The sequence below is a fragment of the Butyrivibrio sp. NATIVEDY162 genome, from assembly GCF_045999815.1.
Taxonomy (GTDB): Bacteria; Bacillota; Clostridia; order Lachnospirales; family Lachnospiraceae; genus Butyrivibrio.
Genome location: NZ_CP172573.1, coordinates 2,692,570 through 2,719,299, shown reverse-complemented (window position 1 = coordinate 2,719,299; position 26,730 = coordinate 2,692,570). Strand labels below are relative to the sequence as shown.

Sequence of the window (26,730 nt, the reverse complement as noted above, 5' to 3'; positions counted from 1 at the left end):
ATACATCATCTGATAAATGATATATCAATAATTTGAATCCATGATAATAGGCAGAATCATGGGTCTTCTCTTAGTCTTTTTCCAGATAAAGTCTGACAGAACATCTTTTACAATATTCTTAAGCTTATTCCAGTCAGTAATGTTTTTATCAAGAGCCTCTGTTACTTCATCAAGCACCAGATCTGTAGCATCATCTATGAGTTCATCAGACTCCCGGACATATACGAATCCTCTTGAAACTATACTGGGACCGGACACAAGTTGTGCATTCTCTCTGTCTATTCCAAACACAACTATAACTATGCCATCCTCTGCAAGTCTCTGTCTGTCACGAAGAACCACATTTCCTACATCACCAACTCCAAGTCCGTCTACCAGAATGGCACCTGTGGGAACTTTGCCCACAACCTTTGCGCTGTCCTCCTTAAGTTCAAGAACATCACCGGATCTGATAATAAAAATATTATCCTTATCCATTCCAAGTCCCATAGCGATATTCTTCTGAGCTATCAGATGCTTGTACTCGCCATGTACAGGAATCGAATACTTGGGACGAACCAGCGTATAAATAAGCTTTATATCCTCCTGGCAGGCATGTCCGGATACATGTACATCCTGGAATATAACGTCAGCTCCTCTTACGAGAAGATCATTTATGATATTTGTTACAGCTTTCTCATTACCCGGTATGGGATGAGATGAGAATATAATAGTATCGCCGGGGCGAATGCTTATCTTCTTATGCTGTCCACTGGCCATTCTGCTAAGAGCAGCCATGCTCTCACCCTGGCTTCCTGTCGTTATGATAACAGTCTTATCATCCGGATAATTCTTTAGCTGATCTATATCCACGAGGGTATTGTCCGGAATCTGGATGCACTCAAGTTTTTGGGCAATATCTATGATATTGACCATACTTCTGCCCTCAACCACAACCTTTCTTCCGAATTTGTATGCAGTATTTATAATCTGCTGTACACGATCCACGTTGGAAGCAAAAGTAGCTACTATGATTCTGGAATCACTGTGCTCCTCAAATAATGAATCAAAGGTCTTTCCAACCGTGCGCTCAGAAGCTGTAAATCCGGGACGCTCAGCATTTGTTGAATCACACATAAGTGCCAGAACACCCTTTTTACCTATCTCTCCAAATCTCTGAAGATCTATAGGGTCTCCGTAAACCGGTGTGTAGTCAACCTTAAAGTCACCTGTGTGAACCACAATACCTGCAGGTGAATAAATAGCAAGAGCAGCAGCATCAACTATGGAGTGGTTAGTCCTTATAAACTCCACTCTGAAATCTCCAAGGTTTATGGACTGTCCAAATTTGACAACCTTTCTTCTAACCTTCTTCAAAAGGCCGTGCTCTTCGAGCTTGTGCTCAATGATTCCCATGGTAAGTCTGGTTGCATAAATAGGAACATTGAGTTCCTTTAAAACATAAGGAAGTGCTCCGATATGATCCTCATGTCCATGAGTGATAACAAAGCCCTTTACCTTGTCCATGTTGTTTTTTAAATATGTGATGTCAGGGATAACCAGATCTATTCCCAACATATCATCATCAGGGAATGAAAGACCGCAATCCACCACAATAATACTGTCCTCGTATCTGAAGGCAGTAATGTTCATACCAATCTGCTCAAGTCCTCCAAGCGGTATAACCTGAAGCCCTGAAGCAGAATTATTATTTTTCTTTTTATTCAATCAGTTTTTCCTCCACATTCATTGCAATAGCCGTAGAGTTTAACCTCATGATCAGTAACTTTAAATCCGGTCTTCTCGGCGATTTTGAGCTCAAGCCCTTCAAGCATGTCTTCCTCAAATTCCAAGACCTTCCCACATTTAACGCATATCAAATGATGATGGTGATGTCCGCCGTCCTCTCTCGCATCATGAGAAAGCTCATAGCGTTCTACTCCATCATCAAAGTTCACCCGATCTATAAGATGTAACTCCATCAGTACTTGTATAGTTCTATAAACAGTAGCCAATCCAATATCAGGATGGTCTGCTTTTATCAAATTGTAAATTTCCTCGGCAGTCAGATGTTTTCCGGGATTACTGCCAAGTGTATCAAGCATTATCAGTCTCTGATTAGTAACCTTGAGACCTTTTCCCTTAAGTAATGCCTTAAACTCATCGATTGAAACCGTTCCCACGGAATATCCTCCAGGTCAATCCAATCCTATATCATCCTCTTCAAGAAGCTTTCTGAAAAGGGCAGCAATTGCCTCAAGCTCCTTATCATCATCAACTATCGTATAGCTTGCCTCAGCATCTCCATCCTCCGAATCATCCCGAAGAATAAGTGCCTCGCCATCGCCATCCTCTGTATCTGTTACAAGAATGTACGATTTAGCTCCGATTACTGTCTGTTCCAGCACAAAAAAGTCCACGGGTTCTTCGCCCTCAGGACGGAATGTTATTTTTTCCATCATTACTCCTTAATCCAATCTGGTAATTACGCCTTCCGGTTATCAAGATAGTCCTGCAAAATAATCTGTGCAGCTATCATGTCTACATATTCCTTGCGTTCAGACTTCTTAATCCCCACTTCATCCATTATGGCATCAGCTTCAACCGTAGTAAGGCGCTCATCCCACATGATCACAGGAATAGATGTGCGTCTCTCAAGCTTATCCTTAAACTCTTCAGAGAGCACAGAACGCACTGACTCAGACTGATCCATGTTAAGCGGTAGCCCCAACACAATCTGCTCCACACCATATTCCTGAATCAGCTCCTCAATACGCGCCAGTGTTTTACGAAGTTTGTTCTCTTCTTTTCTACGGATTATTTCCTTAGCCTGAGCTGTAAGAAGCAGTTCATCGCTTATTGCAACTCCGACGGTCTTTGATCCGTAATCCAATCCCATAATTCTCATTATTTTCTGGACCAGTTATTATTCTTAATATACTCTGTGAGCATCTCTTCAACCAGCTCATCGCGCTCAACCTTCATAATAAGGCTTCTTGCACCCATGTGACTGGTGATATATGTAGGATCTCCTGACATAATATAACCCACAATCTGGTTTACAGGATTATATCCCTTCTCAAGAAGTGCCTCATACACGATAGAAAGGACTTTTTTTACCCCTGTCTCAGGCTCAACCTCTACTTTAAAAAATTGTGTGTTGCCAAGATTATTATCTGTCATATCGCCATCCTCGCTAAATGATTACTTAAAAAAATAATACCGCATTACGCTTAAATAAGCAATGTATCGTCTCTTAAGAAACTATTAAGCGTGTGTTCACTAATGCTTCCCGAACAAATATTAAGTGTCTTCGCTTCTTCCTCAGGTACTGCAACTCTAATATATCTTGTAGTGAGACCTATAAGGTATCTCTTGCCGCCTATTTCTTCAACATCTTCCCAGAGAACCTTTTCATTTTTCCCGATAAAGCCTTCCCTGTAGTTCTTCGACTGCTTCTTTGTCATGTTTAGAAGTACATTACTTCTTGCAGTCTTCTCTTTATCAGTAAGCTGATCCTCCATTTTTGCTGCCACTGTGCCTTTTCTCGGAGAATACTTGAAAACATGCATCTCATAAAAATCAATATCCTCTGCAAACTTCCTGCTCTCTTCAAAGGTTCCCTCTGTTTCACCGGGGAATCCGACAATTATGTCTGTTGTTATGGCAGGTTTCTCATATGCCTCTCTGAGAATCCTTACACTGTCCATATATTCCTCGGCCGAATAGTGGCGGTTCATTCTTTTTAATGTATCATTACTTCCGCTCTGAAGTGAAAGATGAAAATGCGGGCAAACCTTGGAAAGAGCTGCCATTCCTTCTGCAACTTCTCTGGTAATGATTCTTGGCTCAAGTGAACTGAGTCTTATTCTCTCTATGCCCTCAATTTCATTAAGCTTCTGTAAAAGAGGAAGCAGCGCAGACTCTCCTTTATCCACACCATAGGAGCTTATGTGAATACCTGTAAGCACAATCTCTTTACAGCCATCTGCCGCAAGCTTTTTCACCTCTTCAATTATATCCGCCTCTTCTCTGCTTCTGATCCTTCCTCTTGCATAAGGAATAATGCAGTAAGTACAAAACTGATTACAGCCGTCCTGAATCTTGATATATGCTCTCGTGTGGCCCGGCATACTTGAAAGCTCCATTCTCTCATAGCGCTGCTCAGGATCGTTTATCTCAGTAACGCTCATTCCTCCCAGAAGCTTGTCCTCGTTAGCACCTTTTCTTTCTTCCTTTTCTCTGAAATACTCATCAAGGATGCTTACAATCTCCGCCTTTTTATTATTTCCTACTATGAGATCTATGCTATCATCCAGCGTTACGCCTTCCTTATCTGTCTCCACATAGCAGCCGCAAGCCACAACAACAGACTCCGGATTTTTTCTCTTTGCCCGGTGAAGCATTTGTCTGCTTTTGTGGTCTGCTATAGCAGTTACGGAACATGTATTTATGATGTAAATATCGGCCTTTTCATCAAATGGCACAATCTTATATCCACATTCTTGTAACTTTTGTCCCATGACATCTGTCTCGTATCTGTTTACCTTGCATCCGAGACTATGTAGGGCGACACTTTTCATATTAAACCTCCACTAATTTTGACGGATACGACATTGACTTTTAACGTCCTTCCGTTTATTATGAAGAAAAGAAGGAGGTATTTGCGCAATGAAAACCGTAAAAATTTCTTTAAATTCTATCGATAAGGTAAAGTCTTTTGTAAACGATATTACAAAATTCGATTATGACTTTGACCTTGTATCAGGTAGATATGTAATTGACGCAAAGTCCATCATGGGTATTTTCTCACTCGATCTTTCAAAGCCGATCGATCTTAACATCCATGCTGAAGACGGCGCCGATGAAGTGCTTTCAATCTTAAAGCCTTACATGATCTAACAAGATCTGTATTAAAAAAACTACTGAAACCTGCGATAAAATCGCAGGTTTTTTTAGTATAAACACTATGCCTCAAGTGTGATTATCTCATCGGTGTCCAGAGCTGTCTGAACAAGTTCATCAATCTTCTCATCGAGTCTGTGCTCATGTGAGCGAATAACCTCAAGTCTTGGCTTTGTTACAGGATGCTTGGCTACGAATATAGTGCAGCAATCCTCATAAGGAAGAATTGAAGTCTCATAGGCATCTATTTTTAGTGAAATATCAACAATATCCTGCTTGTCAAAAGCTATAAGCGGTCTGTATACAGGCATATCCGTAACAACCTCATTTGTTGCCATAAGACTTTCCATGGTCTGAGAAGCTACCTGACCGATGCTTTCACCCGTTACAAGTCCCATGCATTTATTCTGAGCAGCAATAGTATCAGCAATTCTCATCATATATCTGCGCATAATAATAGTGAGCTCATCATGCGGACACTGCTTGTAAATATACATCTGTATATCAGTAAAGTTTATCACATGCAGTCTTACCTTCCCGGTAAATCTGGCAATAACCTTTGCAAGGTCAACTACCTTCTGCTTAGCTCTCTCGCTAGTATACGGAGGTGCATTGAAATATACAGCCTCTATCTCAGCTCCTCTTTTAGCTATCATATAGCCTGCGACAGGAGAGTCTATACCGCCTGACAGAAGAAGGCATGCCTTTCCGCTTGTTCCTATCGGCATTCCGCCGGGACCGGGTATTATTTCAGAATAAATATTTATCTTTTCGCGGATTTCAACGCTAACCTGGATCAGAGGATTTCTTACGTCAACCTTCATCTCTGGATAAGCATCAAGAACCTGTGCACCGATCTCTGCAGCAGCCTCCATAGAATCAAGAGGATATGTCTTATCAACTCGCCTGCACTTTATTTTAAATGTCTTATTCTTATCAGGATAAACTCCGTCAAGAAACTTTATAACTTCTGCAGATAATCCGTTTATATCGGGAAGCTTGCCGTCTCCATCCCTCTCGATGCAGACTGCAGGACATATTCCCGTTATTCCGAATACTGTCTGAAGGGCAGCAACTGTTTCATCAAAATCAAAGCCACTGGCATTTAAATATATTCTTCCGGACACTCTGAAAATGCTAAACTCACCTTCGCACTTGGCAAGAACACGCTCCATCTGTTTAACCAGAGCCTCTTCAAAAAGATATCTGTTCTTTCCCTTAATCCCTATTTCCGCATATTTTATTATAAATGCATGATACTGCATATTTTCTCCTTATCTACATAGATTCTTGAACGCATTTTCCGATTTGCGTTCAAGAAGTCACATTTCTTAGCGTCTCGAAAATTCCCTAAGTCTTGGTACAATTTCCTTAAATGCTTTTATTGTCTCATCTATTTGTTCTGATGTAGTAAACTCCGACATACTTATTCTCACGGTACTGTCATAGAATTCCTTGGGAATCTTTATAGCCTTAAGCGTACCGGACACCTGAGGATGATTTGATGAGCAGGCACTTCCTGCAGATACATAAATCTCTCTGTCCTCAAGCGCATGAAGCAGTACTTCAGCTCTCACACCCTTTACCGCAACACTGATGATATGAGGTGCGGTGTTGTTTATTACATCCCTAAGTTCATCGTCAGACAAGTCAGCTATTTTCCTGTACGAGGTATCTATTCCGTTAATTCTTATATCCGGAAGCTCCGTTGTAAGTCCCTTTATCAGTCTGAATTTAAGATCATAAAGTCCTTCAAGCTTTTCGGAAAGCCCCTCATAGGTCTCCTCAGAAGCCCTTCCAAGGCCGGCTATTCCCGGTACATTAAGGGTACCTGATCTAAAGCCGCCCTGCTGTCCTCCGCCATAAGTAATAGGCACGATCCTTACGCCGTCTCTTATATATAAAAATCCGATTCCCTTGGGAGAATGGATCTTATGTCCGCTTACAGACATCATATCTATTCCAAGCTGTTTCGGAATCAGCTGTTCTTTTCCATATCCCTGAACCGCATCCACATGGAAAATAGTCCTTGGATTAGTTTGGTGGATAATCTTTCCTGCCTCTTCAAGGGGCATTTTGGCACCGATTTCATTATTAACAGCCATAATTGAGACAAGGATTGTATCCTCCCTGATGGCACTTTTTAGCTCTTCTAAATCTATAAGTCCTTCTTCCGAGACTCCAAGATAGGTCACCTCAAATCCCTGACTCTCCAGATACTTCATCGAATTAAGAATTGCGGGATGCTCAATCTGAGTCGTGATAAGGTGCTTGCCCTCTCTATGATGAGCCATGGCACCGCCTATAACTGCTATATTATCCGACTCGGTTCCGCCTGATGTAAACAGAATTTCCTTGGGCTTTGCTTTTAAAGTCTTAGCTATCTGCTCTGTTGCAGTTTTTATATAATTTTCTGATACAACACCCTTATGATGCATACTGGAGGCATTGCCATAATCCTCCATCATTGTCTTTACGCACAAATCTACTACGTCAGGGTAAACCTTTGTGGTTGCCGAGTTATCTAAATATATTTCCATAATCGTCCTAAATTATCCTATTTTTTCCAAGCTAATCTATATTATTCAAAATACAATTGCAACGACTCTACAATACTACAAAATCTTTTATCTCGCAAAACAGCTCATGGTTCCAGATGATACATCAGCCAAGACAGCATCGTAAATCCGGCTGTCTCCGTGCGCAATATTCTCTTTCCCATGGTTATGGCATTAAATCCGCTATCTGTGGCAAATGCGACCTCTTCATCTGCAAAGCCGCCCTCCGGTCCAACAAATACCGCTATGCTCTGCCCGGGCTTTACCGCCTCTATCAGTTCTCTGGTCTTCGCCATTCCTTCCGCCTGTTCATAAGGAAGCAGCTTAACATCCATAGCTTCGCAAAATTTAACCGCATCCTTAAAGCTCATAGGCATATCAATCTCAGGAACAAAAGCCCTTTTGCTCTGCTTAGCTGCTGCCTCGGATATAGCCTGCCAGCGTTTTATCTTACTCGAAGCTCTCTTTTCATCCAGTTTAACAACCGATCGCTTCATGGAAACAGGTATCACCCTATAAACTCCAAGCTCCACGGCCTTTTGAATGATCAGCTCCATTTTATCTGCCTTGGGAAGACCTTGAAAAAGATATATTTTTGCAGGAAGCTCTACACCTGATTCTTTTACAAATCTCAGTTCTCCGATAAGCTCACTATCTGAGATGGATTCAATACCAAAACGATACTCCTTATCCTCCTCTTCTTTGAAGCTTACAGAAAACTCTTCACCGGCCTTCATCCTGAGAACGTTAACCATATGGTTATAGTCAGAGTCTGTTATTACTATTCTCTTTCCATCATCGATAAGCTGACTGCTCTCAGCAAAAAAATGATACATATCCTTTATGCCTTCCTGGATATAACAGATACCCACTCGCCCTGTTTGCACACTTCGATAACCTTAAGTCCTGCTTCTTCATGGGCTTTTCTTATTACATCTTCCTTGGCTTCAATTATTCCGGAAGTAATGTATATTCCTCCGTCCTTCAAAAGCCCCGGAACAATAGGTGTCAGCGGAACAAGCACATACGGAAGAATATTGGCAACTACTATATCGTAGCCGGTTCCAACCTCTTCCTTAACCTTATCATCATCAATAATGTTACCTATGATCAGATCAAAGTCCTCGGCAGCAACGCCGTTTGCTTTCTTATTATCAGCAACTGCAGACTCAGCACAGGGATCCAGATCAGTTCCTACAGTATGCCCTGCACCAAACTTCATCGCAAGTATAGACAATACCCCACTTCCGGTTCCTACGTCAAGTACCTTATCTCCGGGATTTATGTATTTTCTAAGAGCACGTATGCAAAGCTGTGTTGTCTCATGCATTCCGGTTCCAAAGGCAGTTCCGGGATCAATATGGAGTGTAATATTCGCCTTTTTCCTGTCATCCTCATCGGGAGTCTCCCATGAAGGAATAACAAGAACATCATCCACGAAAAATTTGTGGAAATACTGTTTCCAGTTGTTTATCCAATCTATATCTTCCGTTACATCAACAGAGATTGTGCCATCTCCGATATCGGAGAACTCTCTTAATTCATCCAATACCTCTTTTATGGCAGCTTTCATCTCATCGGGAGTCTTTTTCACCTCCACCTCTTCGCCGTTTTCGTCATACTCATGAATCGTAAGAATATTATTGTCATCTACCTCAACAAAGAAATTCAGGTATGCAATTCCCTCTTCTCCGGGAGCTGTAACAGCACAACTGTCCACACCTGTCTCTTCATCATCAGCGTCCTGAAGATCATCAGTAAACATCTGCTCTTTATCCGCAGCAGTAAGCGGTGCATTATCCTCTATCTGTGCACCTTCAAGTCCTATGTCCATCATACTGCTTACTATAATATCTTCCGATTCCTCATTGGTTCTGATTCGAAAACGCATCCATTTCATATTGTATTGTTCCTCTCTGTCATGAAGTGTTAATATCTCAAATTCTATTATTTAAAGAAAAACGGGGAGATTTTTCTCCCCGCTCCATATTCATATATTATTTTTTCTTACCGAAAAATCCGCCCTTTTTCTTGCCATCATCATTACCGTCCTTGCCTCCGGATAATGCATCAGCTGCATGCAGGCTGTCTCCGGTCTTCTCATCAAACTGCTTTAAGAGTTCCTTTGCCTCCTTGGACAGCTTGTCCGGAACCTGTACAACAAGTGTAACATAATGGTCACCACGAACATCCTTATTTCTAAGTGTAGGTACACCCTTGCCGCGAAGTCTTACTCTTGTATCTGTCTGAGTTCCTGCCTTAACATCATACAGAACCTTACCATCAACTGTATCAATAGCAACAGTTCCGCCAAGTGCAGCAATTGCGTATGACATAGGAACAGTAGAGAAAATGTCGTAATCCTGTCTCTGGAAAATAGGATGATCTGCAACGATAACTTCTACAAGAAGATCTCCTCTTGGACCACCGTTTCTTCCGGGCTCACCCTTTTCACGAATTCTTACACTCTGTCCATTATCAATTCCTGCAGGTATTGATACCTGAATTCTCTTTGTGCTTGATACATAACCTGTACCACCACAATCTGAACACTTATCCTTGATAACCTTACCACTGCCATTACAATCAGGACATGTCTGAACATTTCTGACAGTTCCAAAGAATGACTGCTGGGTAAATACAACCTGACCTTTACCGCCACACTTAGGACACATCTGAGCTGTAGTTCCGGGCTTAGCACCGGTGCCCTTACATGTCGGGCAGGGATCCTTGAGCTTTAATTCAAGCTCCTTCTCGCAGCCAAAAACAGCTTCCTCAAAGGTAATACGCACACTGGCACGGATATTTGCACCCTTTGCAGGACCGCTCCTGGCTCCCTGACTTCTTCTGCCACCGCCAAAGAAATCTCCGAATATGTCACCAAATATATCACCAAAATCAGCACCGCCAAAGTCGAATCCACCGTATCCACCGGCACCGCCTTCAAATGCAGCATGTCCGAACTGATCGTACTGACGTCTCTTCTCAGGATCACTAAGTACTGCATAAGCCTCTGATGCTTCTTTAAACTTATCAGCTGCTGCAGCATCTCCCGGGTTCATGTCCGGATGATACTTTTTAGCAAGTACACGGTATGCTTTTTTTATCTCATCATCACTTGCGCCCTTGCTTACTCCAAGAACCTCGTAATAATCGCGCTTCTGATCTGCCATGTATGTCTCCTAGTTTATTATTTTGTGATTGCTTAAAGCCCAATACATCTTATATGAAGTATTGGGCATTAGGCAATTATTAATTTATTAAACTTTTATTAAATGAGATTCTGCTCTCAAAGTGATCAGTATTAAACCTCTCTGTAATCACCATCAACAACATCATCTGCTTTACCTGCATCTGAGCTCTGAGCTGCACCGCCCATGCCAGACATGTCAGGACCTGCACCCTGAGCACCTGCTGCTCCCTGAGCGCTCTCATAAACCTTAGCGAAGAGAGCCTGAGCATCTGTCATAAGCTTCTCCTTCTGGCTCTTGATAGTATCGATCTCACTGTCAGTAAGCTCGCGATCCTTAGTCTGCTCAAGAGTATCCTTAAGTGCCTTGAGGTCATCCTCTACTGTCTGCTTCTGTGAAGCATCGATCTTGTCGCCAACTTCCTGCATAGCCTTCTCTGTCTGGAATACAAAGGAATCAGCTTCGTTTCTCGCATCGATGCCTTCCTTACGCTTCTTATCCTGAGCTTCATACTCTGCAGCTTCCTTAATAGCCTTGTCGATATCCTCATCAGACATGTTAGAACCTGCTGTGATTGTGATGTGCTGCTCCTTACCTGTTCCAAGATCCTTAGCAGATACGTTAACGATACCGTTAGCATCGATATCGAAAGTAACCTCGATCTGCGGAACACCTCTCATTGCCGGAGGGATTCCATCAAGACGGAACTGTCCGAGTGACTTATTATCCTTAGCAAACTGTCTCTCACCCTGAAGAACGTTGATATCAACTGCTGTCTGGTTATCAGCTGCTGTTGAGAATACCTGGCTCTTCTTTGTAGGAATTGTTGTATTACGCTCGATAAGTCTTGTAGCAACACCACCCATTGTCTCGATTGAAAGTGAAAGAGGTGTTACATCAAGAAGAAGGATATCGCCTGCACCTGCATCACCGGCAAGCTTACCACCCTGGATACCTGCACCTACTGCTACGCACTCATCAGGGTTAAGGTTCTTTGAAGGCTCATGTCCTGTGAGCTGCTTAACCTTCTCAACAACGCAGGGAACACGAGTTGAACCACCAACAAGGAGAACCTTACCAAGGTCTGAATAGTTAAGGCCTGCATCCTTCATAGCGTTCTGTACAGGAATAGCACTTCTCTCTACGAGATCGTGAATGAGTTCCTCAAACTTAGCTCTTGTAAGATCCATATCAAAGTGCTTAGGACCTTCTGCTGTAGCTGTGATGAAAGGAAGGTTGATGTTGGTTGTTGTTGAAGAAGAAAGTTCCTTCTTAGCCTTCTCAGCCGCTTCCTTAAGTCTCTGCATAGCCATCTTATCGCCGGAAAGGTCTACACCTTCCTTAGCCTTGAACTCAGATACCATCCAGTCGATGATCTTCTGATCAAAGTCATCACCACCAAGGTGTGTATCACCGTTTGTTGAAAGAACTTCGATAACACCATCGCCTATATCGATGATAGATACATCAAAAGTACCACCACCAAGGTCATAAACCATGATCTTCTGCTCTTTTTCATTATCAAGACCATATGCAAGAGCAGCTGCTGTAGGCTCGTTGATGATACGCTTTACTTCAAGACCTGCAATCTTACCTGCATCCTTAGTAGCCTGACGCTGAGCATCATTGAAATATGCGGGTACTGTGATTACTGCCTCTGTTACTTTTTCGCCGAGATACTGTTCTGCATCAGCCTTCAGCTTCTGAAGGATCATAGCTGAAATCTGCTGAGGTGAATACTTCTTGCCATCAATTGTACGGCCATTGTCTGTACCCATATCTCTCTTGATTGATGAGATTGTGTTCTCAGCATTTGTTACTGCCTGACGCTTAGCGGGCTCACCTACGAGACGCTCGCCATTTTTTGTGAAAGCTACGATAGAAGGTGTTGTTCTTGCGCCTTCTGCGTTAGCTATAACGGTGGGCTGACCACCTTCCATAACAGCTACACAGCTGTTAGTTGTTCCTAAATCGATACCTATGATCTTACTCATCTTATTTTCCTCCATTTATAATACTAATGAATAATTAACAATTAAAATCTGTAGTTCACCAGGCTCGGTAAAACCTCGCTAAGTGATTACTTTGCAACGGCAACCATGCTGTGTCTGAGCACTGTGTCGTGGAACATATAACCCTTCTGAAGCTCCTGAGCCACGAAACCTTCCTCGACATCTTCGCTTTCAACCTGCATTACAGCGTTGTGGAAATTAGGATCAAATTCCTTTCCTACAGCCTCGATGGGAGTTACACCAAGGTCCTCCATCTGCTTCATAAGCTGCTTATATATCATGTTCATTCCGTCTGCAAAAGCGGAACCCTTTTCTTCTTCAGGGACAGCAGCAAGTCCTCTTTCGAAGTTATCAACAACAGGAAGAATCTTTTCAAGTACATTTGAAGCTCCCTGATCAAACATCTGAGCCTTTTCTTTATCTGTTCTCTTACGGAAATTATCGAACTCCGCAACCTGACGAACATATTTATCCTGCATCTCCTCAAATTTTTCTTTGAAGGGATTCTTCTTCTCTTTCTTACCGAAAAGTCCTTTCTTTTCGCCATCACTGTTTTCAGCGCCTTCGGGCTTTGCTCCGTCCTCAGCTTCCGAAACTTCTTCAGCGGCCTCATTCAAAGCTTCAGTGGCTTCTTCCTCAGCTGCTTCAGCAACCTTGTTTGCAGCATCTGCAACTTTTTTTGCCTTCTCAGCAACTTCCTGCTGAAGCTCCTTTGCAGTTTTTTTACCGGACTCTGTAGTAACGTCCTTATTTACATCCTTACTCAATTCAAATACTCCTTATGGTTCTACTCTTTTTTATATAAATCATCCAGCGCTCTCATCATGTTCTTAAGCGCTCCGACAACCTTATCATAATCCATTCGCTTGGGACCGATAACGCCTACCGTTCCTCTCATTCCTTCTCCAAGATCGTATGTAGCAGTTACAACGCTGCAATCCTTCATGGATTTAACCGGAGATTCATTACCTATATAAACCTGTATTCCGGTCTCATCTGTCGTTGACTGAAGTGCATTCTCAACGATACTTGTAAGATCACTCTTATCCTCAAAAGTAGTAATAAGATCGCTCGCTCTCTCCTTATCAGCAAGCTCCGGATATCTGAAAATATTATTAGCACCGCTGGTGTAAATCTGAAGATCCTCATCCTCTGTAATAGCTTCACCGGCTGTATCCAGTATCTTGTCTATGATCTCGCTGTGAATTCCTGCTTCCTGCTTCATGGCAGTTATAAGTCCCAGATTGATGTCCTCAACCGAAAGACCTGCAAGTCTGGTATTAAGAAGGATGTTGAGCTTAAGCATGTCTGCCTCAGTCAGTTCCTGTTCCACCTCAACCATGCGATTCTTGATCACATTACCTTCTATAACGATGGTAGTAAGAAGATGTTCGCTGTCCACTCTTGAAAGCTGAACAAATTTAAGTTTGTTCCTTCGTATGACAGGAGCGGAAATCATTGAAGCATAGTTTGTGTCAACAGCAAGTGTCTTAGCAACCTGCTTAAGGAGCTTCTCAAGCTTCTCTTCCTTATCAAGAAGCATCTCCTTCATGTTCTCAACTTCCTGTTCCTTCTCAGCAAGCATCTCATCCACATAGACACGATAGCCCTGGTCTGAAGGAATTCGTCCGGCAGATGTGTGCGGCTGTAATATAAGCCCCATCTCCTCAAGATCCGCCATCTCATTCCTAATGGTAGCTGAACTAAGATTCAAATCCGTGTACTTGGAAATAGTTCTGCTGCCTACAGGCTCTCCTGTCTCGAGGTAATTTCGAACAATTGCATGCAGTATTTTCTTTTTTCTGTCATCCAGTTGCACCTGACTACCTCCTTTTTAATTGTGTTAGCACTCATTGATGTTGAGTGCTAACATCTTCTGAGAATAAGTTACCACTATAAATTATTAATGTCAATACAAAAACCCCGAGGAAAAATCCTCGGGGTTTGAATAATTCACTTATTAGCTATCTCAGCTTACATTCCGAAATCAGAATGAACTTCGCCGTTAACAACGAAATATACTCTCTGCTCTTCAGGCTTTACATAAAGCTCAAGAGTCTTGATCTCAGAAACTTTTCTTCCCATATCATACTGCCATACATTCTTGGCATTCTCGATAAATGTGTCATAAGTAACACTCTTGTCTGAATACTGAAGAACAATATTTGTCTTTGTTGCAGCTTCCTTGGTAGCTGTAGTCTTCTTTGCAGCAGTTGCCTTCTTTGCTACTACCTTACCCTCAGCCTTCTTTGTAGTTGCTTTGGTTGTTGCCTTAGCTGTTGTCTTGGCAGGTGTAGCCTTCTTTGCTGCAGGCTTCTTAGCAGGTGCCTTTGTCTCAGCAGCCTTGGTCTCAGTCTTCTTAGCTGCTGTCTTAGTAGCTGTAGCCTTCTTTGTTGTCTTCTTGGCTGTAGTCTTCTTTGCTGCCTTAGGTGTTTCTTTCTTAGCAGCAGGCGCATCTACAGTCTTTGCTTCTTCTTTCTTTTCTGCAGCAATTACCGGTTTCTTGATAGTTGCAATCGGCTTTAAAGCTGCTTCTCTCAACTTGTCGTCAGCCATATCTCCCTCTCTTTCACATAAGGAACGCACGCTATGCGTTTTAGCAAATTTATCATTACGATATTGAGTGTAGTACAGTTCATATAAAAAGTCAACATTTATGCGCTTTTAAGCCTGTTTCAATTCTGTCAAGCGCCATTTTAAGCACTTCCATGGATGACGCAAATGAAATTCTCAAGAATCCTGGAGCAAAATAAGCACTTCCGGGCATTGTAGCCACGTGATGTTTTTCCAAAAGATAGGTGCACATTTTCGTATCATCTTCAATCACACCATAGTCCTCATACTCTTTTCCAAGAAAACTCCTGATGTCGAAGAATGCATAAAAAGCGCCCTGAATCTCATGGCAGACAACTCCTGCCATCCCTGAGAGCCTTTCCTCAACATAGTTTTTCCTCTTTTCGAACTCACCGGCCATATATGTGACACAGTCCTGAGGTCCTGTCAGTGCCTCAACTCCGGCATACTGCGATATGCTGGGCGGAGTTGTTGTAGTCTGGCTCTGAACCTTTATGGCGTTGGCTATTACATCACGCCTTGCGCATACATATCCAAGCCTCCATCCGGTCATGGAATAAGTCTTTGAAAAACCGTTCACAACAATGGTTCTGTCCTTCAGTCCTTCTATTGAAGATATGCTGAAATGCCTGTTTCCTTCAAATATTATTTTTTCATAGATTTCATCGGAAATAATAAAGATATCTTTACGGACTGCAATATCCGCAAGCCCCCTGAGCTCATCCTCGGAATATACCTTACCGGTGGGATTGTCGGGAGTACATATTATGACAGCCTTGGTATGCTCATTACAAGCAGCCTCAATAGCCTCAAGATCAAGTGAAAAATCATCTTTTCGGTTAACCATGACGGGACTTCCGCCCGCAAGGCGAACCATATCAGGATAGCTGACATAGCACGGAACAGGGATTATCACTTCATCTCCCTCACCCGCTATAGCACAAAGCGCAGCAAACAACGCCTGCTTAGCGCCAACCATGACAGCAACCTCATCCATTCCGTAAGTGACGCCATTGTCCCTTCGGAGCTTCTCTATTATCGCCTCTCTTAAAGGCGCAATTCCGTTTCCGGTCGTATACCTCGTGTGATCATCCCTGATTGCCTTTATTCCGGCCTCCTTAATATTATCAGGGGTAGGAAAATCAGGTTCTCCCACATTCAATGAAATAATTTCTTCACCGCGCCGCCTCATTTCTTCCACTTTGGAAAAAAGCGCAGTAGTAGGCGAAACTCGAAGATTCGCCATTCTGGCAGATAAATTTGTGCTCATAGTACTCCTCCGGTAAAAAACTAATAGCCATTAGTAACTTTTTTCATAACCTTTTAAGCATCATTCTCCTCAGCTTGTGATAAGCCTTTCTGCAAAATCTTCCGGCTGTAATGTCAATTCTGTGATACAACCTTGAAAATGGCGTAATCTCAGGCATTACCAGAAAGTCATATTCCCCAATATGCTCTCTTAAATATGCCGGATAAGTCTCATCTATCTCTACTCTTTCGAATTTTGCATCTCTTCCGAATATATCCTGGCCAAGAACCAGTCTGTCCATGGTCTCTGCCAGGATTTCTCTGTCATTATATTCCTGATGAGCGGCAGCCTTAACCTTTACTCCGATCCTCTTGGCAGGATTGGTCTCGTGATGTCCGCCCATATATCCGAAGTGCCATCCGCCTCCCGTCACTCTGACAGAACGCTCATCCTCCGGTGGCACCAGATCTCTTAGCCGCACAATTCCCTCTCCGGGAATATTATCTATGGACGTGATCTTTGTTCCAAGCCACTTTCTGTCAGATACAGCAATCTCCGGGAATTCTCCTGTGATTGACAGCAGCTTTCCTGATTTTTCTTCCATATTAAAAAAGCCGTAGAAATTTCTCTGGGCCAGATGATAAACCTTCGTCTTATCAAAATTCCTGATAATATTCTCAAGCACCGCGGGATTTGGAATCTCGTCAACATCCCCGAATAAAATAATGTCATCGGATGTTGCTCCAACTCTTTTAAGCCCTTCTTCCAGATAGTTTTTCTGAAAATAGTCCCTCTCATGAGTCAGGGCTTCTTTTGGCGTATCCGTTACAACCACATATTCAATGCGATCAAGGAAATCCTTGTAGAGCTCTTTATTCTTTTCAAAGCAAAGCTCCTTTTCCTCTCCCGAAAAGGTCATGGTTGCTTCCTCGATTATAAATTTATCAACGTAGGGGCCAAGTATATTAAGCCTTAGCTTTAATATATCGACCTCGTTAAAAAACGGAATACAATCATATACCATTTTTTCTGATCCTCGCTTTAATATATGATTTAAGCTTATGCTTAAGACAGGAACGCATCAGGCTCTTTTCCGCATTGGCTGATACCTGCAGTCCGTGCACGAACACATCCTCCTCAGGCGCCCAGTCCGGCAGTTCACCCTTAGCATATTTTTTATAAAAATCGGACAAAACCATGGTCCGAAGCTTTTTCTTTATCTCCCGGATTGAAAGCCCTGAATAAATAAGCTTCTTCATTCCAATAGTACAGGTCAGTGTCTTTCTCCTGCTGATAATATCGCTGTATTTATCGCCGCACCACTTCCCGGCATAATTGTCGAAGGCTTCCCACGCTCCCGCCTGGTTATCCATGAACTCTTCGTGATAGCTTCCTGTGAGACCTTCCTCATTTATCCTGTAAAGATACAGTATGCGGTCAAGATATGCAATACCTTTTGCCCTATCAATTATTGCTGCTGTCTGTAAAAGGTCCTCGCCATGATTTAATCTTCTTCCGTCCAAAACGCAGCTTTCCATGGAAAGATCCCTTTTTATGCACTTATTCCACATTGCATTCAAGGAATCTCCGCAGCACATCAGCCTGTGAAAATCCTGCCTGTTATCCCTTCCGTAAGCAACACCTTCTTCAAACGGAAAACCAAACATCTTTTTATCAGGCGTATCAAGCTCTGCCGCATTATAAAGTATCACATCAACAGCTTTACCTTCAGCAGAATACTTCTTTATTTCATTATTAAGAGTGTCAATAAGACAGGGCACAACTTTATCATCCGCATCCATGAAAACAATCCAGTCCCCAGTGGAAATGCGGACTCCCTCCTGCCTTGCTTCGTAGGCGGAAGCCTTCCCCATATGAACTGACTTTATTTGAGCACTTTTTATCTGATCACTTTTTATTTGAGCATTCTTTATCTTAGTAGTCTTTATCTGAGCATTCCTGGCAGAAGCCGCTTCTGCATACTCATCACAAATTGCAGCGCTTCTGTCACCTGATCCATTCTCAATAAGCAGAACTTCCATCTGCACATCAGAAGGCAGCTCCTGAGCCAAGACAGAATCCATCGCTTCTCTTATATACTTTTCAGCATTATGAACGGGAATTATTACTGAAAATTTCATGTAATCTTGTGTTCTCTCTTCCATTTCTCGGATCTTCGCCAGAATAACAAAGGTCTGACCGCACGTTTAAATCTCTTCTTAGGGCTGTAGAATCTGGGATATTTCCTGTTCTCTCCCCACCATTTATGAAAAACAAAAGGCTCTATTCCACGGTTTTCAGGAAGCGGATGTTCTCTTCCGAATCTTACGGCAACATCCAGCGGCGCCCATCTAAGGCCATGTTCCTCCATCTCATTTTTACAATAGCAGCAAAGAAAAATGTCCTCATTGTAAAAGCCGTCATAAACCTTCTCCCATGGAAGATTATGCTCAACAGGATATGAAAGAAGTCTTTTAGACCTTATAGATACGCTGTTTCCCACACGGCATATTTCGCCGTTCTTGTCTCTATAGGCATAATCGTTCTTTGGAAGAGGCCAGGGTGAACCTATATAATCATATTTAAGAAACTCATCCGACCAGTTTTCCGGATGAATTACAAAGCCATCTGCGTGAACTATCAGCACATAATCAGTCTTAATATGCCTTCCAAGCTCATACACCATCTTGTAGTTGAATTTATCTATATTATCAAGCTTAGTCGTATAGCTGAACCTGATGTTCTTTGGAAGGTAAAACGGCTTTTTATCAGTAATAAGCACTGCATCTCCAAATTCTATATCCCGCATGCTGTACTTCATAGCCTGAACCGTCTCATATACATCAACGCTCGTCATAGCAGCGATGGTGACATTTGGAAGTTTTATCTTTTTCTCGATATTACTCATAATCATTGTCCACTGTACATCTTAATTATCCCGGTCCTTCTTCCAAGAGATCTTACAATCTTCAGGAAGAAAAATCTTCCATACAATAGTCTCCTCTTTATGTTCTGGAAAAAGGTCACTGTTTTACCCGGTCTGATATTCCTCTTTGCATATAGTGCAGACTTCTTCTTGTATTCTTCAAGCTCTGCCCTGCACTCATCAGCTGTAAACAACCTTCCCTTTTTGTCCTGATAAGTCAGGAAACTGTAAATATTCTGCTCAGATGACCAGAACCCGTCTGATATATTATGCCTTGCCCAATACTTCGGAGCAATTGCATACTTAAGCTCTGTGCTCGACATAACAGGCATCATAGCAAAGGATGAATTGGACAAAATAAGATATCTCGCATTTTTGATGGTGACATAGTCTTTTCCCATATCAAAATGGTGACATTCATACTCGGGAAGTACCTTCCTTGCAGCCTCTTCATCCTCAGTTATTATCATAAACCGCATATTCGGATTGATCTTTTTCATGTTTCGGATGGCATTAAGCCAATAACTCCTGTCAAGGAAAAGTTCAGGAGCGCTGGTGTACTCGCCGCCTCGCATATTTATAATACAAAGATCATCAGCTGTATATTCATAGGACTCTGCCTCTTCCTTTACATGAAGCCAGTCCTTTATCTTGTGTCTGTACTTCTCAAAATAGGACTGATCCTGCAGATTACCATATATGATAGTATTATCCTCAACCTCAAAAAACTTAGGATCAGCTCCCGAAATATAGCATCCGTTAGTCATATCGTGAACGGAATTCCCCATGAAAAGTCTGTCATCCTGCTCATGGAAAATAGTAAACTTATCCATGTCCTCTCTTGGTATCTCAGTCCCAAGATCTATATCCATAAAGTACATGCCCTTATTTGAATGGAAAACATTTCCAACCTGTCCGGGATTTACAAATCCGAAAGGCACGCCCTTTTCCTCAGCAAGGCATCTTGTAGCCACATAGAAAAACAGCTGATTGCCAAGTCCGTATCCCTTTATAAATTCAGCACCTATCATAATTTAAATTCATCCTCATACCACTGCTGGAACATCAGAATGTACCATATCTGTATACGGTAAATTCCCTTCTCCGTAAAATCAGTCCACATCCTCTCAACCACATCAGGATCAAGAATACCCTGCTGCCTGATCTTATCCTTATTAAGAAGCCCCTCTGCCCATTCGCACAAATCACTGTCAAGAAGCCATTTTTCTATCGGTATGGAAAATCCCTTCTTGGGACGTTCCATCATTTCTCTTGGAACATATCTATAAAGCACATCCCTAAGAACCTGCTTACCCACATTTCCTTCTCTCAGATACTCAACAGGAAGCGTCCACGCAAATTCCACCACATCCTTATCAAGCATCGGCACACGTGTCTCAAGTGAAACCGCCATGGCAGTTCTGTCCACCTTGACCAAAATGTCATCCGGATGATATACCAGCATGTCCATGAGCATCGTTTCATGATTCACTTCACTCAGATATCCATTTGAAAGCTCCGTATACTTATATGGAAGATTTCCCTTTTTAAGAGCGATCATTTTTGTAAGCGGATCCGTCTCATGCTCCATTCTGTGAAGGTCAACAGGCCCCTTTGCGCCTAGAAGCGTGCCCTTTATTCTGTAAATCTCCTTATTGGAGAGAGGTGTACCCAGTACAAGCGAGCTGGCCGCCTTTCTGATAGGATACGGTATGCCATGCATTTTTCCCCATATTCTGCTGATGGACTCATAGGAAGTATATCCGCAGAACAGCTCATCACCGCCATCTCCGCTAAGTGATACCGTCACATGATCCCTTGTCATCTTGCTTACAAGATATGTGGGAATCTGGGATGAATCAGCAAAAGGCTCGGCAAACATGCGTGACAGCTTCGGAATTACTGCCTTGGCATCTTTTTCTGTGATATATAATTCAGTGTGCTCTGTTCCAAGATGCTTTGCTATCTCTGCAGCATAAACCGCTTCATTGAAAGCCTTATCCTCCATTCCTATTGTAAAGGTCTTAACCTTCCCCGGATGAAGTTCCTGCATCAGCGCAACTATTGTACTTGAGTCTATTCCTGCTGAGAGAAAAGCGCCAACAGGAACATCAGCTACCATCTGACCCTTTATTGACTCCTTTAAAAGTCTCTCCAGTTCCAGAGAAGCCTCCTGCCTTGTTCCCTTAAAGAGATTATCCTGACCTCTCTTTGCAGTCTCTTTCATTGACCAATAGATTGTCTCTGTAGTTTTGAGACTCTTAACATCTATCGTCAATATTGTGCCCGCTTCAAGCTTGTTTATTCCTTTATATATTGTATAAGGTGCAGGAATATATCCTTCAGTAAAATATATGTCCAGCACATCAGTATTTATCTCATTATCAAAACCGTCTACTACTCTAAGGCATCCAAGATCCGAAGCAAAGCCAAAGGAACCTGCAACATTTCCGTAATAGAGCGGCTTTTCTCCAACTCTGTCTCTTGCAAGGATAACAGTGTCTTCCTTTTTATCATAAACCGCTATTCCAAACATGCCCTTGCATAAAGTAAGTGCCTCTTTTGCTCCGTAATACTCTATGGCCTCAAGCAGAACCTCAGTATCTGAACTTCCTCTAAAATCACTCTCTGAAGCAAAACCGTCTGAAATGAGCTTCTTCTTTACATCCTTATTATTATAAATCTCTCCATTATAAACCATGACCATCCGTCCGGAGTGGCTCACCATAGGCTGCGCCCCATTCTTAGACAGATCCACAATGGACAGTCGCCTGTGTCCAAGCGCTACCTCTCCATTGTCGCTGATATATATTCCTTCATCATCAGGTCCTCTGTGAAGCATGCGCTCATTCATCTTCTGAATGTTCGCCCTTGCATCCTTACGGTACTTGATTAGTCCTGCTATTCCACACATAATATTTTCCTTGCTTTAGCACGATTTTTTTATAAACATTAACATAGTACCATAATATAACTATTTATTCACGCGAAAGCACAAACCATACAAGTAAGTCTATGATACAAAAAGCGCCATACTGATAACAGTACAGCGCCTATTATAATACTATTGTTTTACATTTCTGCCATTTTAGTAAAAATGCGATATCGTAAGCTTAAGCGTTTACAATCTTCTTAAGCTCATCAACCTTATCTGTCTTCTCCCAAGGAAGGTTAAGATCATTGCGTCCAAAGTGACCATAAGCAGCTGTCTGCTTGTAGATAGGACGGCGAAGGTCAAGCATCTTGATAATTCCTGCAGGACGAAGATCGAAAGTCTTACGAACTGCCTCTGTAAGCTTCTCATCAGAAACCTTACCTGTGCCAAATGTATCAACAAGGATTGATGTAGGCTGTGCAACACCGATAGCATATGAAAGCTGAATCTCACACTTATCAGCAAGACCTGCAGCTACGATGTTCTTTGCAACGTAACGAGCTGCGTAAGCACCTGAACGATCAACCTTAGTGCAGTCCTTACCGGAGAAAGCACCGCCGCCGTGACGAGCAGCTCCACCATAAGTATCAACGATGATCTTACGTCCTGTAAGGCCGGCATCACCCTGAGGTCCACCGATTACGAAACGACCTGTAGGATTGATATAAATCTTGGTATTATCATCAACCATAGCTGCATCTACAACTGCATCAATAACGTACTTTCTGATGTCAGCGTGGATCTGCTCCTGAGTAACCTTGTCATCATGCTGGGTTGAAACAACGATAGCCTCAAGTCTAATGGGCTTACCATTCTCATCATACTCAACTGAAACCTGGCTCTTACCATCTGCTCTAAGATAAGGAAGAGTTCCGTTCTTACGAACCTCTGTAAGCTTCTTTGTGAGCTTGTGAGCAAGAGAGATAGCGTAAGGCATAAGCTCCTCTGTCTCATTAGTAGCATAACCGAACATCATACCCTGATCGCCGGCACCGATTGCCTCGATCTCCTCGTCAGTCATCTTGTTCTCTCTAGCCTCGATAGCCTTGTCAACGCCCATTGCGATATCAGCTGACTGCTGATCAAGAGCTACCATAACTGCACATGTATTGCCATCGAAGCCCTTTTCTGAGCTGTCATAACCGATCTCGCAGATAGTCTGTCTTGCTATCTTAGCGTAATCAACAACAGCCTTGGTTGTGATCTCACCTGTGATAAGTGCAAAACCTGTGCATGCTGTTGTCTCACAAGCAACACGGCTCATAGGGTCCTGCTCAAGGCAAGCATCAAGGATAGCATCAGAGATGTTATCACAAATTTTATCAGGATGTCCCTCAGTAACTGACTCGGAAGTAAAAATAAACTTTTCTGCCATTATAAAAATCCTTTCTGCGCTCTTGGCGCTAAAACAAAACTAATGAACTTTTTGCTTAAAAAGCAAAAATAAATCCGCCTAGCGACGCCAAGCGGACCTGATATCAGATAATCAAATCCTCTTATTGCTCGCAGATCCTACCGCCAAAATAAAAAGCAATGCGGTATTCGATCACTTACTCACTACGCTCAGGTTGGCACCTTCCGGATGTCCGGGGTTGCCGTGGCTTCACAGATCCTATGTATCTCCACCACTCTGAATAAGAGAAATGTCACAATATGGAATTGTCATATCTGAAGTTACAATACTATAACATTTAAAATATGGCAATAGTCTTTTTATAATAAATCCATAAAAAATGTTAAATTCTTATCCTAATATCACATAATGATAATATATATTCATAAGGCATATCACTTTATTTTTGTATATAATAGTAAGCAAATAAGTCAACTATCAAATATGAAATGGAGGAAAATATGAAAAGCAAAGACTTAAATCCTCGGGAAAAAGAAATCATGGATCTGTTGTGGAAAAGCCAGGATGCAATGACCAGTATAGAAATCCTGGAACAGCTTGATCCTGAAAAGTGGACCAAGCTGACTGTTTTTAGAACAATCAATAGTCTTATCAGCAAGGATTTCCTTGTGGTAAACGGATTTGAACAGTATAACACTCAGTATGCAAGAAAATTCATATGTGCTATGACTAAAGAAGAATACCTGGCCAAGCGTATGAAAGAGGATGGAATGGGAATCAAATCCTTAAGCAGCATAGCGCTTGCTTTCATGGGGAATGAGCTTCCAAAGGACAAGAAGGAACGCAAAGAATTAATCGACGACCTTCAGAATATAATAGATGAATTAAAGTCAGACAAATAGTATCTCTTCTTTTTCTAGGACAAAGCCAAATCGTAATTTCAAATTCATTTTGCCCAAAATAATAGCAATAGATTCAGCAAAAAGAACCCAAGACATTGTTGTTAAAGCCAGAAAGTATCACGGAAGAAGCCAGAACAGAAGGTGGGACAGGCAAAAACACAAATGGATAGATCCTCATTGAATCAATGACTAATCCTAGTAATTATCGGCCTTAATATTATTATCATTTTTTGATATCTGTATTGATTTTATGCTACTCACTGTCTATACTAGATGCATAAACCTTTATGGTTCACTCCGGTGACAATATGCGATATGAAGACAACACCTCATTTCTCCCTAACAGATATAAATACAGTAGGGCAAGTGCAAAGAAATTTATCAGTAACTACATTCGAAGTGGTTCAGTTTTTCAGGCAGATTATATCAAACGAAATTCTGCCGATGAAATAACACTAGAAGATTTTAATAACTATATATAATAACAAGGAGCATTCAAATGAAAAAAATACATTACACTTTAGTCGCTACATTATCAATTATTTCTGCTATAAATATGCACTCAATTCAAGCATCCGCTGAATACCTGTATCCTTCAGGTGAATATGTTACTTTTGAGCAATAAAAAAAAGGAGATGTTTTTACTGTAGCAGAAGACGATGAACCATTAACGTATAGAGTTGTAAAAGCCAAGACTAATAAACATTCATTGATAGAGGTCGAAATTGCAGGAGTTAACGAAAATAGTTACCATCCTTTGAGTGACACGATTTTATCTGTTGATGGAGAAGCTCTAGAAGATATAGCTCCCTATAAAGTTGTAGGGATTGCTGACTACGCATTTAAAGACAATAAGTATATACGTGAATTCCATACGCTTCCTACCTATTATTTTAAGTATGTAGGCAAAGGGGCATTTGAAGGATGCACAAATCTTCGCAAGTTTGGTTCTTTCCGCCAGAAGCTCACCACAATCAAAGCTAGAGCCTTTTACGGTTGTCGCTCATTAAACAGTTTTGTTTTGACCGGTAATAAATTAAAACATATTGGAAAAAATGCTTTCACAAATTCTGGCTCCAAAATAAAACTTACCGCCGACAGCATGGACGATAAGCAGGTTTCAAAAGTAAAAAGAATGTTCAAAAAAGCAGGTGCAAAAAAAATCCATATAAAAAGAATCAGTTAAGCTAGCCATTACCGGTTCCAATAGATTCCATAAAATCATATGACCTAACTTCATTCAAAGGAGCAAGAAAGATGAATAATAAGTTAGTAAATCATTTTTCAAGAACACTAATCATATTACCTATGATGCTATTACTGTTATTCTTCTGTAATACTACTTCATACGCAGCCTCTAATAAGAACTTAGAAAAGCCGCAAATTACAGATATCACAAAAGCCAATGACTCCATAACAGTTAATTGGACTTCAATAGAAGGTGTAGATGGTTATAAAATCTATACCTCAGAAAACAAAGCAAAATATAAATGTATAGCCACGATTGAAGATCCTTCAACAACCAGCTACAAGATTAAAGGGCTCACAAGTGGCACCAAATATAAACTTAAGATAAAAGCTTATATAAAGAATGGAAAAAAATATACATTTAGCTCCTCAAGTCCTGCAAAAAGAACAAAGACAGAATATGGTCTGTCAAAAGGACATTTTAGTTGCAGAAAGTATAGTATAAATTGGAATACTTCTATATGGAAGTCAGGTGAAGCAGATGCTAAATGGGGTTGCAATATAGCATTGCACACAAAAGAACGCAGTATTTGGGATCGTGCATATTTTTATATAAGTACTATTGAAACTTATGAAAAATTAAAAAGAAAAAGCTTTGATAAAAAAGTTTCCTCGTTCATCAAAAATGATAATGAGAATTTTCACACCCATAAATTCAAGCGTTTGGCAAACAGAAAAATCAACGGAAAAACCTATGCTGTACTTCACGCAACAGATCCAAGATGGGGAAAGAACAATGAAACTTTAATTTGTCAGAGTGGCGATGATCTGTTAGAGATACACTGTTCTGTATATGATAATTGCGCAAATCCCGAAGCTAAGATGCATCAGCTTAAGAATTTACTCCCGGCTATCAGAGTTAAGTAACTTATAACAAAGACTCATTTTCATAGGGAA

26 protein-coding genes and 1 riboswitch are annotated in these 26,730 nt (G+C 41.6%); of the genes, 4 read left to right on the top strand and 22 right to left on the bottom strand.

The features are described from left to right. Nucleotides 1–24: 24 nt before the first annotated feature. Genes ACHCNF_RS11745 through mtaB form a run of 6 tightly spaced genes read right to left on the bottom strand, consistent with a single transcriptional unit; the run spans nucleotide 25 to nucleotide 4,562 of the window. Complete coding sequence (locus tag ACHCNF_RS11745) at nucleotides 25–1,707, bottom strand: ribonuclease J (protein WP_408069977.1); 1,683 nt, start codon at nucleotides 1,705–1,707, stop codon at nucleotides 25–27. Continuing rightward, on the bottom strand, nucleotides 1,704–2,162 hold the full coding sequence (locus tag ACHCNF_RS11740; protein WP_408069976.1) for a Fur family transcriptional regulator: 459 nt from the start codon (nucleotides 2,160–2,162) through the stop codon (nucleotides 1,704–1,706). The genes ACHCNF_RS11745 and ACHCNF_RS11740 overlap by 4 nt, the downstream gene beginning before the upstream one ends. A 15-nt stretch (nucleotides 2,163–2,177) precedes the next feature. Beyond that, entirely contained in the window at nucleotides 2,178–2,438 is a 261-nt protein-coding gene (locus ACHCNF_RS11735) for a DUF1292 domain-containing protein (RefSeq protein WP_408069975.1), read from the bottom strand. Between the two features lie 26 nt (nucleotides 2,439–2,464). Next, nucleotides 2,465–2,887 carry a Holliday junction resolvase RuvX gene (gene ruvX, locus ACHCNF_RS11730; protein WP_408069974.1) on the bottom strand — a complete coding sequence of 141 codons (423 nt, stop codon included), beginning with the start codon at nucleotides 2,885–2,887 and terminating at the stop codon, nucleotides 2,465–2,467. Beyond that, nucleotides 2,887–3,162, bottom strand: coding sequence for an IreB family regulatory phosphoprotein (locus tag ACHCNF_RS11725; RefSeq protein WP_408069973.1), 276 nt, complete (start codon nucleotides 3,160–3,162; stop codon nucleotides 2,887–2,889). The genes ruvX and ACHCNF_RS11725 overlap by 1 nt, the downstream gene beginning before the upstream one ends. A 50-nt stretch (nucleotides 3,163–3,212) precedes the next feature. After that, nucleotides 3,213–4,562, bottom strand: a complete 1,350-nt coding sequence (mtaB, locus tag ACHCNF_RS11720) for a tRNA (N(6)-L-threonylcarbamoyladenosine(37)-C(2))-methylthiotransferase MtaB (protein WP_408069972.1) — start codon at nucleotides 4,560–4,562, stop codon at nucleotides 3,213–3,215. A gap of 88 nt (nucleotides 4,563–4,650) precedes the next feature. On the opposite strand from mtaB, the gene ACHCNF_RS11715 reads away from it, so the two are divergent. Continuing rightward, the gene (locus tag ACHCNF_RS11715) at nucleotides 4,651–4,881 is read left to right on the top strand and encodes an HPr family phosphocarrier protein (RefSeq protein ID WP_022760362.1); all 231 of its coding nucleotides are present in this window, start codon (nucleotides 4,651–4,653) and stop codon (nucleotides 4,879–4,881) included. Nucleotides 4,882–4,946: 65 nt separating this feature from the next. On the opposite strand, the gene thiI is transcribed toward ACHCNF_RS11715, so the two are convergent. The 16 genes from thiI to metK form a co-directional block, all read right to left on the bottom strand. After that, nucleotides 4,947–6,149 (bottom strand): tRNA uracil 4-sulfurtransferase ThiI, encoded by a 1,203-nt coding sequence (gene thiI / locus ACHCNF_RS11710; RefSeq protein WP_408069971.1) that lies wholly within the window; start codon nucleotides 6,147–6,149, stop codon nucleotides 4,947–4,949. Between the two features lie 66 nt (nucleotides 6,150–6,215). Further along, nucleotides 6,216–7,424 (bottom strand): cysteine desulfurase family protein, encoded by a 1,209-nt coding sequence (locus ACHCNF_RS11705; protein WP_408069970.1) that lies wholly within the window; start codon nucleotides 7,422–7,424, stop codon nucleotides 6,216–6,218. A gap of 104 nt (nucleotides 7,425–7,528) precedes the next feature. Beyond that, on the bottom strand, nucleotides 7,529–8,278 hold the full coding sequence (locus ACHCNF_RS11700) for a 16S rRNA (uracil(1498)-N(3))-methyltransferase (protein WP_408069969.1): 750 nt from the start codon (nucleotides 8,276–8,278) through the stop codon (nucleotides 7,529–7,531). A gap of 5 nt (nucleotides 8,279–8,283) precedes the next feature. After that, nucleotides 8,284–9,342, bottom strand: coding sequence for a 50S ribosomal protein L11 methyltransferase (locus ACHCNF_RS11695; RefSeq protein ID WP_408069968.1), 1,059 nt, complete (start codon nucleotides 9,340–9,342; stop codon nucleotides 8,284–8,286). A gap of 97 nt (nucleotides 9,343–9,439) precedes the next feature. Then, nucleotides 9,440–10,615, bottom strand: coding sequence for a molecular chaperone DnaJ (gene dnaJ, locus ACHCNF_RS11690; RefSeq protein WP_408069967.1), 1,176 nt, complete (start codon nucleotides 10,613–10,615; stop codon nucleotides 9,440–9,442). A gap of 131 nt (nucleotides 10,616–10,746) precedes the next feature. Further along, nucleotides 10,747–12,627, bottom strand: a complete 1,881-nt coding sequence (dnaK, locus tag ACHCNF_RS11685) for a molecular chaperone DnaK (protein WP_408069966.1) — start codon at nucleotides 12,625–12,627, stop codon at nucleotides 10,747–10,749. Nucleotides 12,628–12,713: 86 nt separating this feature from the next. Further along, nucleotides 12,714–13,412, bottom strand: a complete 699-nt coding sequence (grpE, locus tag ACHCNF_RS11680; RefSeq protein ID WP_408069965.1) for a nucleotide exchange factor GrpE — start codon at nucleotides 13,410–13,412, stop codon at nucleotides 12,714–12,716. A 20-nt stretch (nucleotides 13,413–13,432) separates the two neighbouring features. After that, nucleotides 13,433–14,464, bottom strand: coding sequence for a heat-inducible transcriptional repressor HrcA (gene hrcA, locus ACHCNF_RS11675; protein WP_408069964.1), 1,032 nt, complete (start codon nucleotides 14,462–14,464; stop codon nucleotides 13,433–13,435). A gap of 155 nt (nucleotides 14,465–14,619) precedes the next feature. Further along, on the bottom strand, nucleotides 14,620–15,201 hold the full coding sequence (locus ACHCNF_RS11670; protein ID WP_408069963.1) for a DUF6465 family protein: 582 nt from the start codon (nucleotides 15,199–15,201) through the stop codon (nucleotides 14,620–14,622). A gap of 91 nt (nucleotides 15,202–15,292) precedes the next feature. Beyond that, nucleotides 15,293–16,489: a pyridoxal phosphate-dependent aminotransferase gene (locus ACHCNF_RS11665; RefSeq protein WP_408069962.1), complete on the bottom strand. Its 1,197-nt coding sequence runs from the start codon at nucleotides 16,487–16,489 to the stop codon at nucleotides 15,293–15,295. 43 nt (nucleotides 16,490–16,532) lie between these two features. Next, nucleotides 16,533–17,492 (bottom strand): glycosyltransferase family 17 protein, encoded by a 960-nt coding sequence (locus ACHCNF_RS11660; protein ID WP_408069961.1) that lies wholly within the window; start codon nucleotides 17,490–17,492, stop codon nucleotides 16,533–16,535. Then, entirely contained in the window at nucleotides 17,482–18,609 is a 1,128-nt protein-coding gene (locus tag ACHCNF_RS11655) for a glycosyltransferase family 2 protein (RefSeq protein ID WP_408069960.1), read from the bottom strand. The genes ACHCNF_RS11660 and ACHCNF_RS11655 overlap by 11 nt, the downstream gene beginning before the upstream one ends. Continuing rightward, complete coding sequence (locus ACHCNF_RS11650) at nucleotides 18,606–19,376, bottom strand: DUF5672 family protein (protein WP_408069959.1); 771 nt, start codon at nucleotides 19,374–19,376, stop codon at nucleotides 18,606–18,608. Before ACHCNF_RS11650 ends, ACHCNF_RS11655 begins: the two co-directional genes overlap by 4 nt. A 2-nt stretch (nucleotides 19,377–19,378) precedes the next feature. Beyond that, nucleotides 19,379–20,425 (bottom strand): O-fucosyltransferase family protein, encoded by a 1,047-nt coding sequence (locus tag ACHCNF_RS11645; RefSeq protein ID WP_408069958.1) that lies wholly within the window; start codon nucleotides 20,423–20,425, stop codon nucleotides 19,379–19,381. Then, nucleotides 20,422–22,308, bottom strand: coding sequence for an asparagine synthase (glutamine-hydrolyzing) (gene asnB / locus ACHCNF_RS11640; protein WP_408069957.1), 1,887 nt, complete (start codon nucleotides 22,306–22,308; stop codon nucleotides 20,422–20,424). Before asnB ends, ACHCNF_RS11645 begins: the two co-directional genes overlap by 4 nt. A 199-nt stretch (nucleotides 22,309–22,507) precedes the next feature. Next, nucleotides 22,508–23,704 carry a methionine adenosyltransferase gene (gene metK, locus ACHCNF_RS11635; protein ID WP_408069956.1) on the bottom strand — a complete coding sequence of 399 codons (1,197 nt, stop codon included), beginning with the start codon at nucleotides 23,702–23,704 and terminating at the stop codon, nucleotides 22,508–22,510. Nucleotides 23,705–23,876: 172 nt separating this feature from the next. Next, nucleotides 23,877–23,970, bottom strand: a riboswitch (SAM riboswitch). 213 nt (nucleotides 23,971–24,183) lie between these two features. Here metK and ACHCNF_RS11630 point away from each other — a divergent pair. From ACHCNF_RS11630 to ACHCNF_RS11620, 3 genes are all read left to right on the top strand, one after another. After that, nucleotides 24,184–24,585, top strand: coding sequence for a BlaI/MecI/CopY family transcriptional regulator (locus ACHCNF_RS11630; protein ID WP_408069955.1), 402 nt, complete (start codon nucleotides 24,184–24,186; stop codon nucleotides 24,583–24,585). A gap of 709 nt (nucleotides 24,586–25,294) precedes the next feature. After that, nucleotides 25,295–25,771 (top strand): leucine-rich repeat protein, encoded by a 477-nt coding sequence (locus tag ACHCNF_RS11625; RefSeq protein ID WP_408069954.1) that lies wholly within the window; start codon nucleotides 25,295–25,297, stop codon nucleotides 25,769–25,771. A 71-nt stretch (nucleotides 25,772–25,842) separates the two neighbouring features. Next, nucleotides 25,843–26,700, top strand: a complete 858-nt coding sequence (locus tag ACHCNF_RS11620; RefSeq protein WP_408069953.1) for a fibronectin type III domain-containing protein — start codon at nucleotides 25,843–25,845, stop codon at nucleotides 26,698–26,700. Nucleotides 26,701–26,730 lie beyond the last annotated feature (30 nt).

Excerpts from the sequence above, each read along its gene's own strand:
- ACHCNF_RS11735 (WP_408069975.1), bottom strand. The coding sequence starts at position 2,438 with ATGGAAAAAATAACATTCCGTCCTGAGGGCGAAGAACCCGTGGACTTT.
- ruvX (WP_408069974.1), bottom strand. The coding sequence starts at position 2,887 with ATGAGAATTATGGGATTGGATTACGGATCAAAGACCGTCGGAGTTGCA.
- ACHCNF_RS11725 (WP_408069973.1), bottom strand. The coding sequence starts at position 3,162 with ATGACAGATAATAATCTTGGCAACACACAATTTTTTAAAGTAGAGGTT.
- mtaB (WP_408069972.1), bottom strand. The coding sequence starts at position 4,562 with ATGAAAAGTGTCGCCCTACATAGTCTCGGATGCAAGGTAAACAGATAC.
- ACHCNF_RS11715 (WP_022760362.1), top strand. The coding sequence starts at position 4,651 with ATGAAAACCGTAAAAATTTCTTTAAATTCTATCGATAAGGTAAAGTCT.
- thiI (WP_408069971.1), bottom strand. The coding sequence starts at position 6,149 with ATGCAGTATCATGCATTTATAATAAAATATGCGGAAATAGGGATTAAG.
- ACHCNF_RS11705 (WP_408069970.1), bottom strand. The coding sequence starts at position 7,424 with ATGGAAATATATTTAGATAACTCGGCAACCACAAAGGTTTACCCTGAC.
- ACHCNF_RS11700 (WP_408069969.1), bottom strand. The coding sequence starts at position 8,278 with ATGTATCATTTTTTTGCTGAGAGCAGTCAGCTTATCGATGATGGAAAG.
- ACHCNF_RS11695 (WP_408069968.1), bottom strand. The coding sequence starts at position 9,342 with ATGAAATGGATGCGTTTTCGAATCAGAACCAATGAGGAATCGGAAGAT.
- dnaJ (WP_408069967.1), bottom strand. The coding sequence starts at position 10,615 with ATGGCAGATCAGAAGCGCGATTATTACGAGGTTCTTGGAGTAAGCAAG.
- dnaK (WP_408069966.1), bottom strand. The coding sequence starts at position 12,627 with ATGAGTAAGATCATAGGTATCGATTTAGGAACAACTAACAGCTGTGTA.
- ACHCNF_RS11670 (WP_408069963.1), bottom strand. The coding sequence starts at position 15,201 with ATGGCTGACGACAAGTTGAGAGAAGCAGCTTTAAAGCCGATTGCAACT.
- ACHCNF_RS11665 (WP_408069962.1), bottom strand. The coding sequence starts at position 16,489 with ATGAGCACAAATTTATCTGCCAGAATGGCGAATCTTCGAGTTTCGCCT.
- ACHCNF_RS11660 (WP_408069961.1), bottom strand. The coding sequence starts at position 17,492 with ATGGTATATGATTGTATTCCGTTTTTTAACGAGGTCGATATATTAAAG.
- ACHCNF_RS11655 (WP_408069960.1), bottom strand. The coding sequence starts at position 18,609 with ATGAAATTTTCAGTAATAATTCCCGTTCATAATGCTGAAAAGTATATA.
- ACHCNF_RS11650 (WP_408069959.1), bottom strand. The coding sequence starts at position 19,376 with ATGAGTAATATCGAGAAAAAGATAAAACTTCCAAATGTCACCATCGCT.
- ACHCNF_RS11645 (WP_408069958.1), bottom strand. The coding sequence starts at position 20,425 with ATGATAGGTGCTGAATTTATAAAGGGATACGGACTTGGCAATCAGCTG.
- asnB (WP_408069957.1), bottom strand. The coding sequence starts at position 22,308 with ATGTGTGGAATAGCAGGACTAATCAAGTACCGTAAGGATGCAAGGGCG.
- metK (WP_408069956.1), bottom strand. The coding sequence starts at position 23,704 with ATGGCAGAAAAGTTTATTTTTACTTCCGAGTCAGTTACTGAGGGACAT.
- ACHCNF_RS11630 (WP_408069955.1), top strand. The coding sequence starts at position 24,184 with ATGAAAAGCAAAGACTTAAATCCTCGGGAAAAAGAAATCATGGATCTG.
- ACHCNF_RS11620 (WP_408069953.1), top strand. The coding sequence starts at position 25,843 with ATGAATAATAAGTTAGTAAATCATTTTTCAAGAACACTAATCATATTA.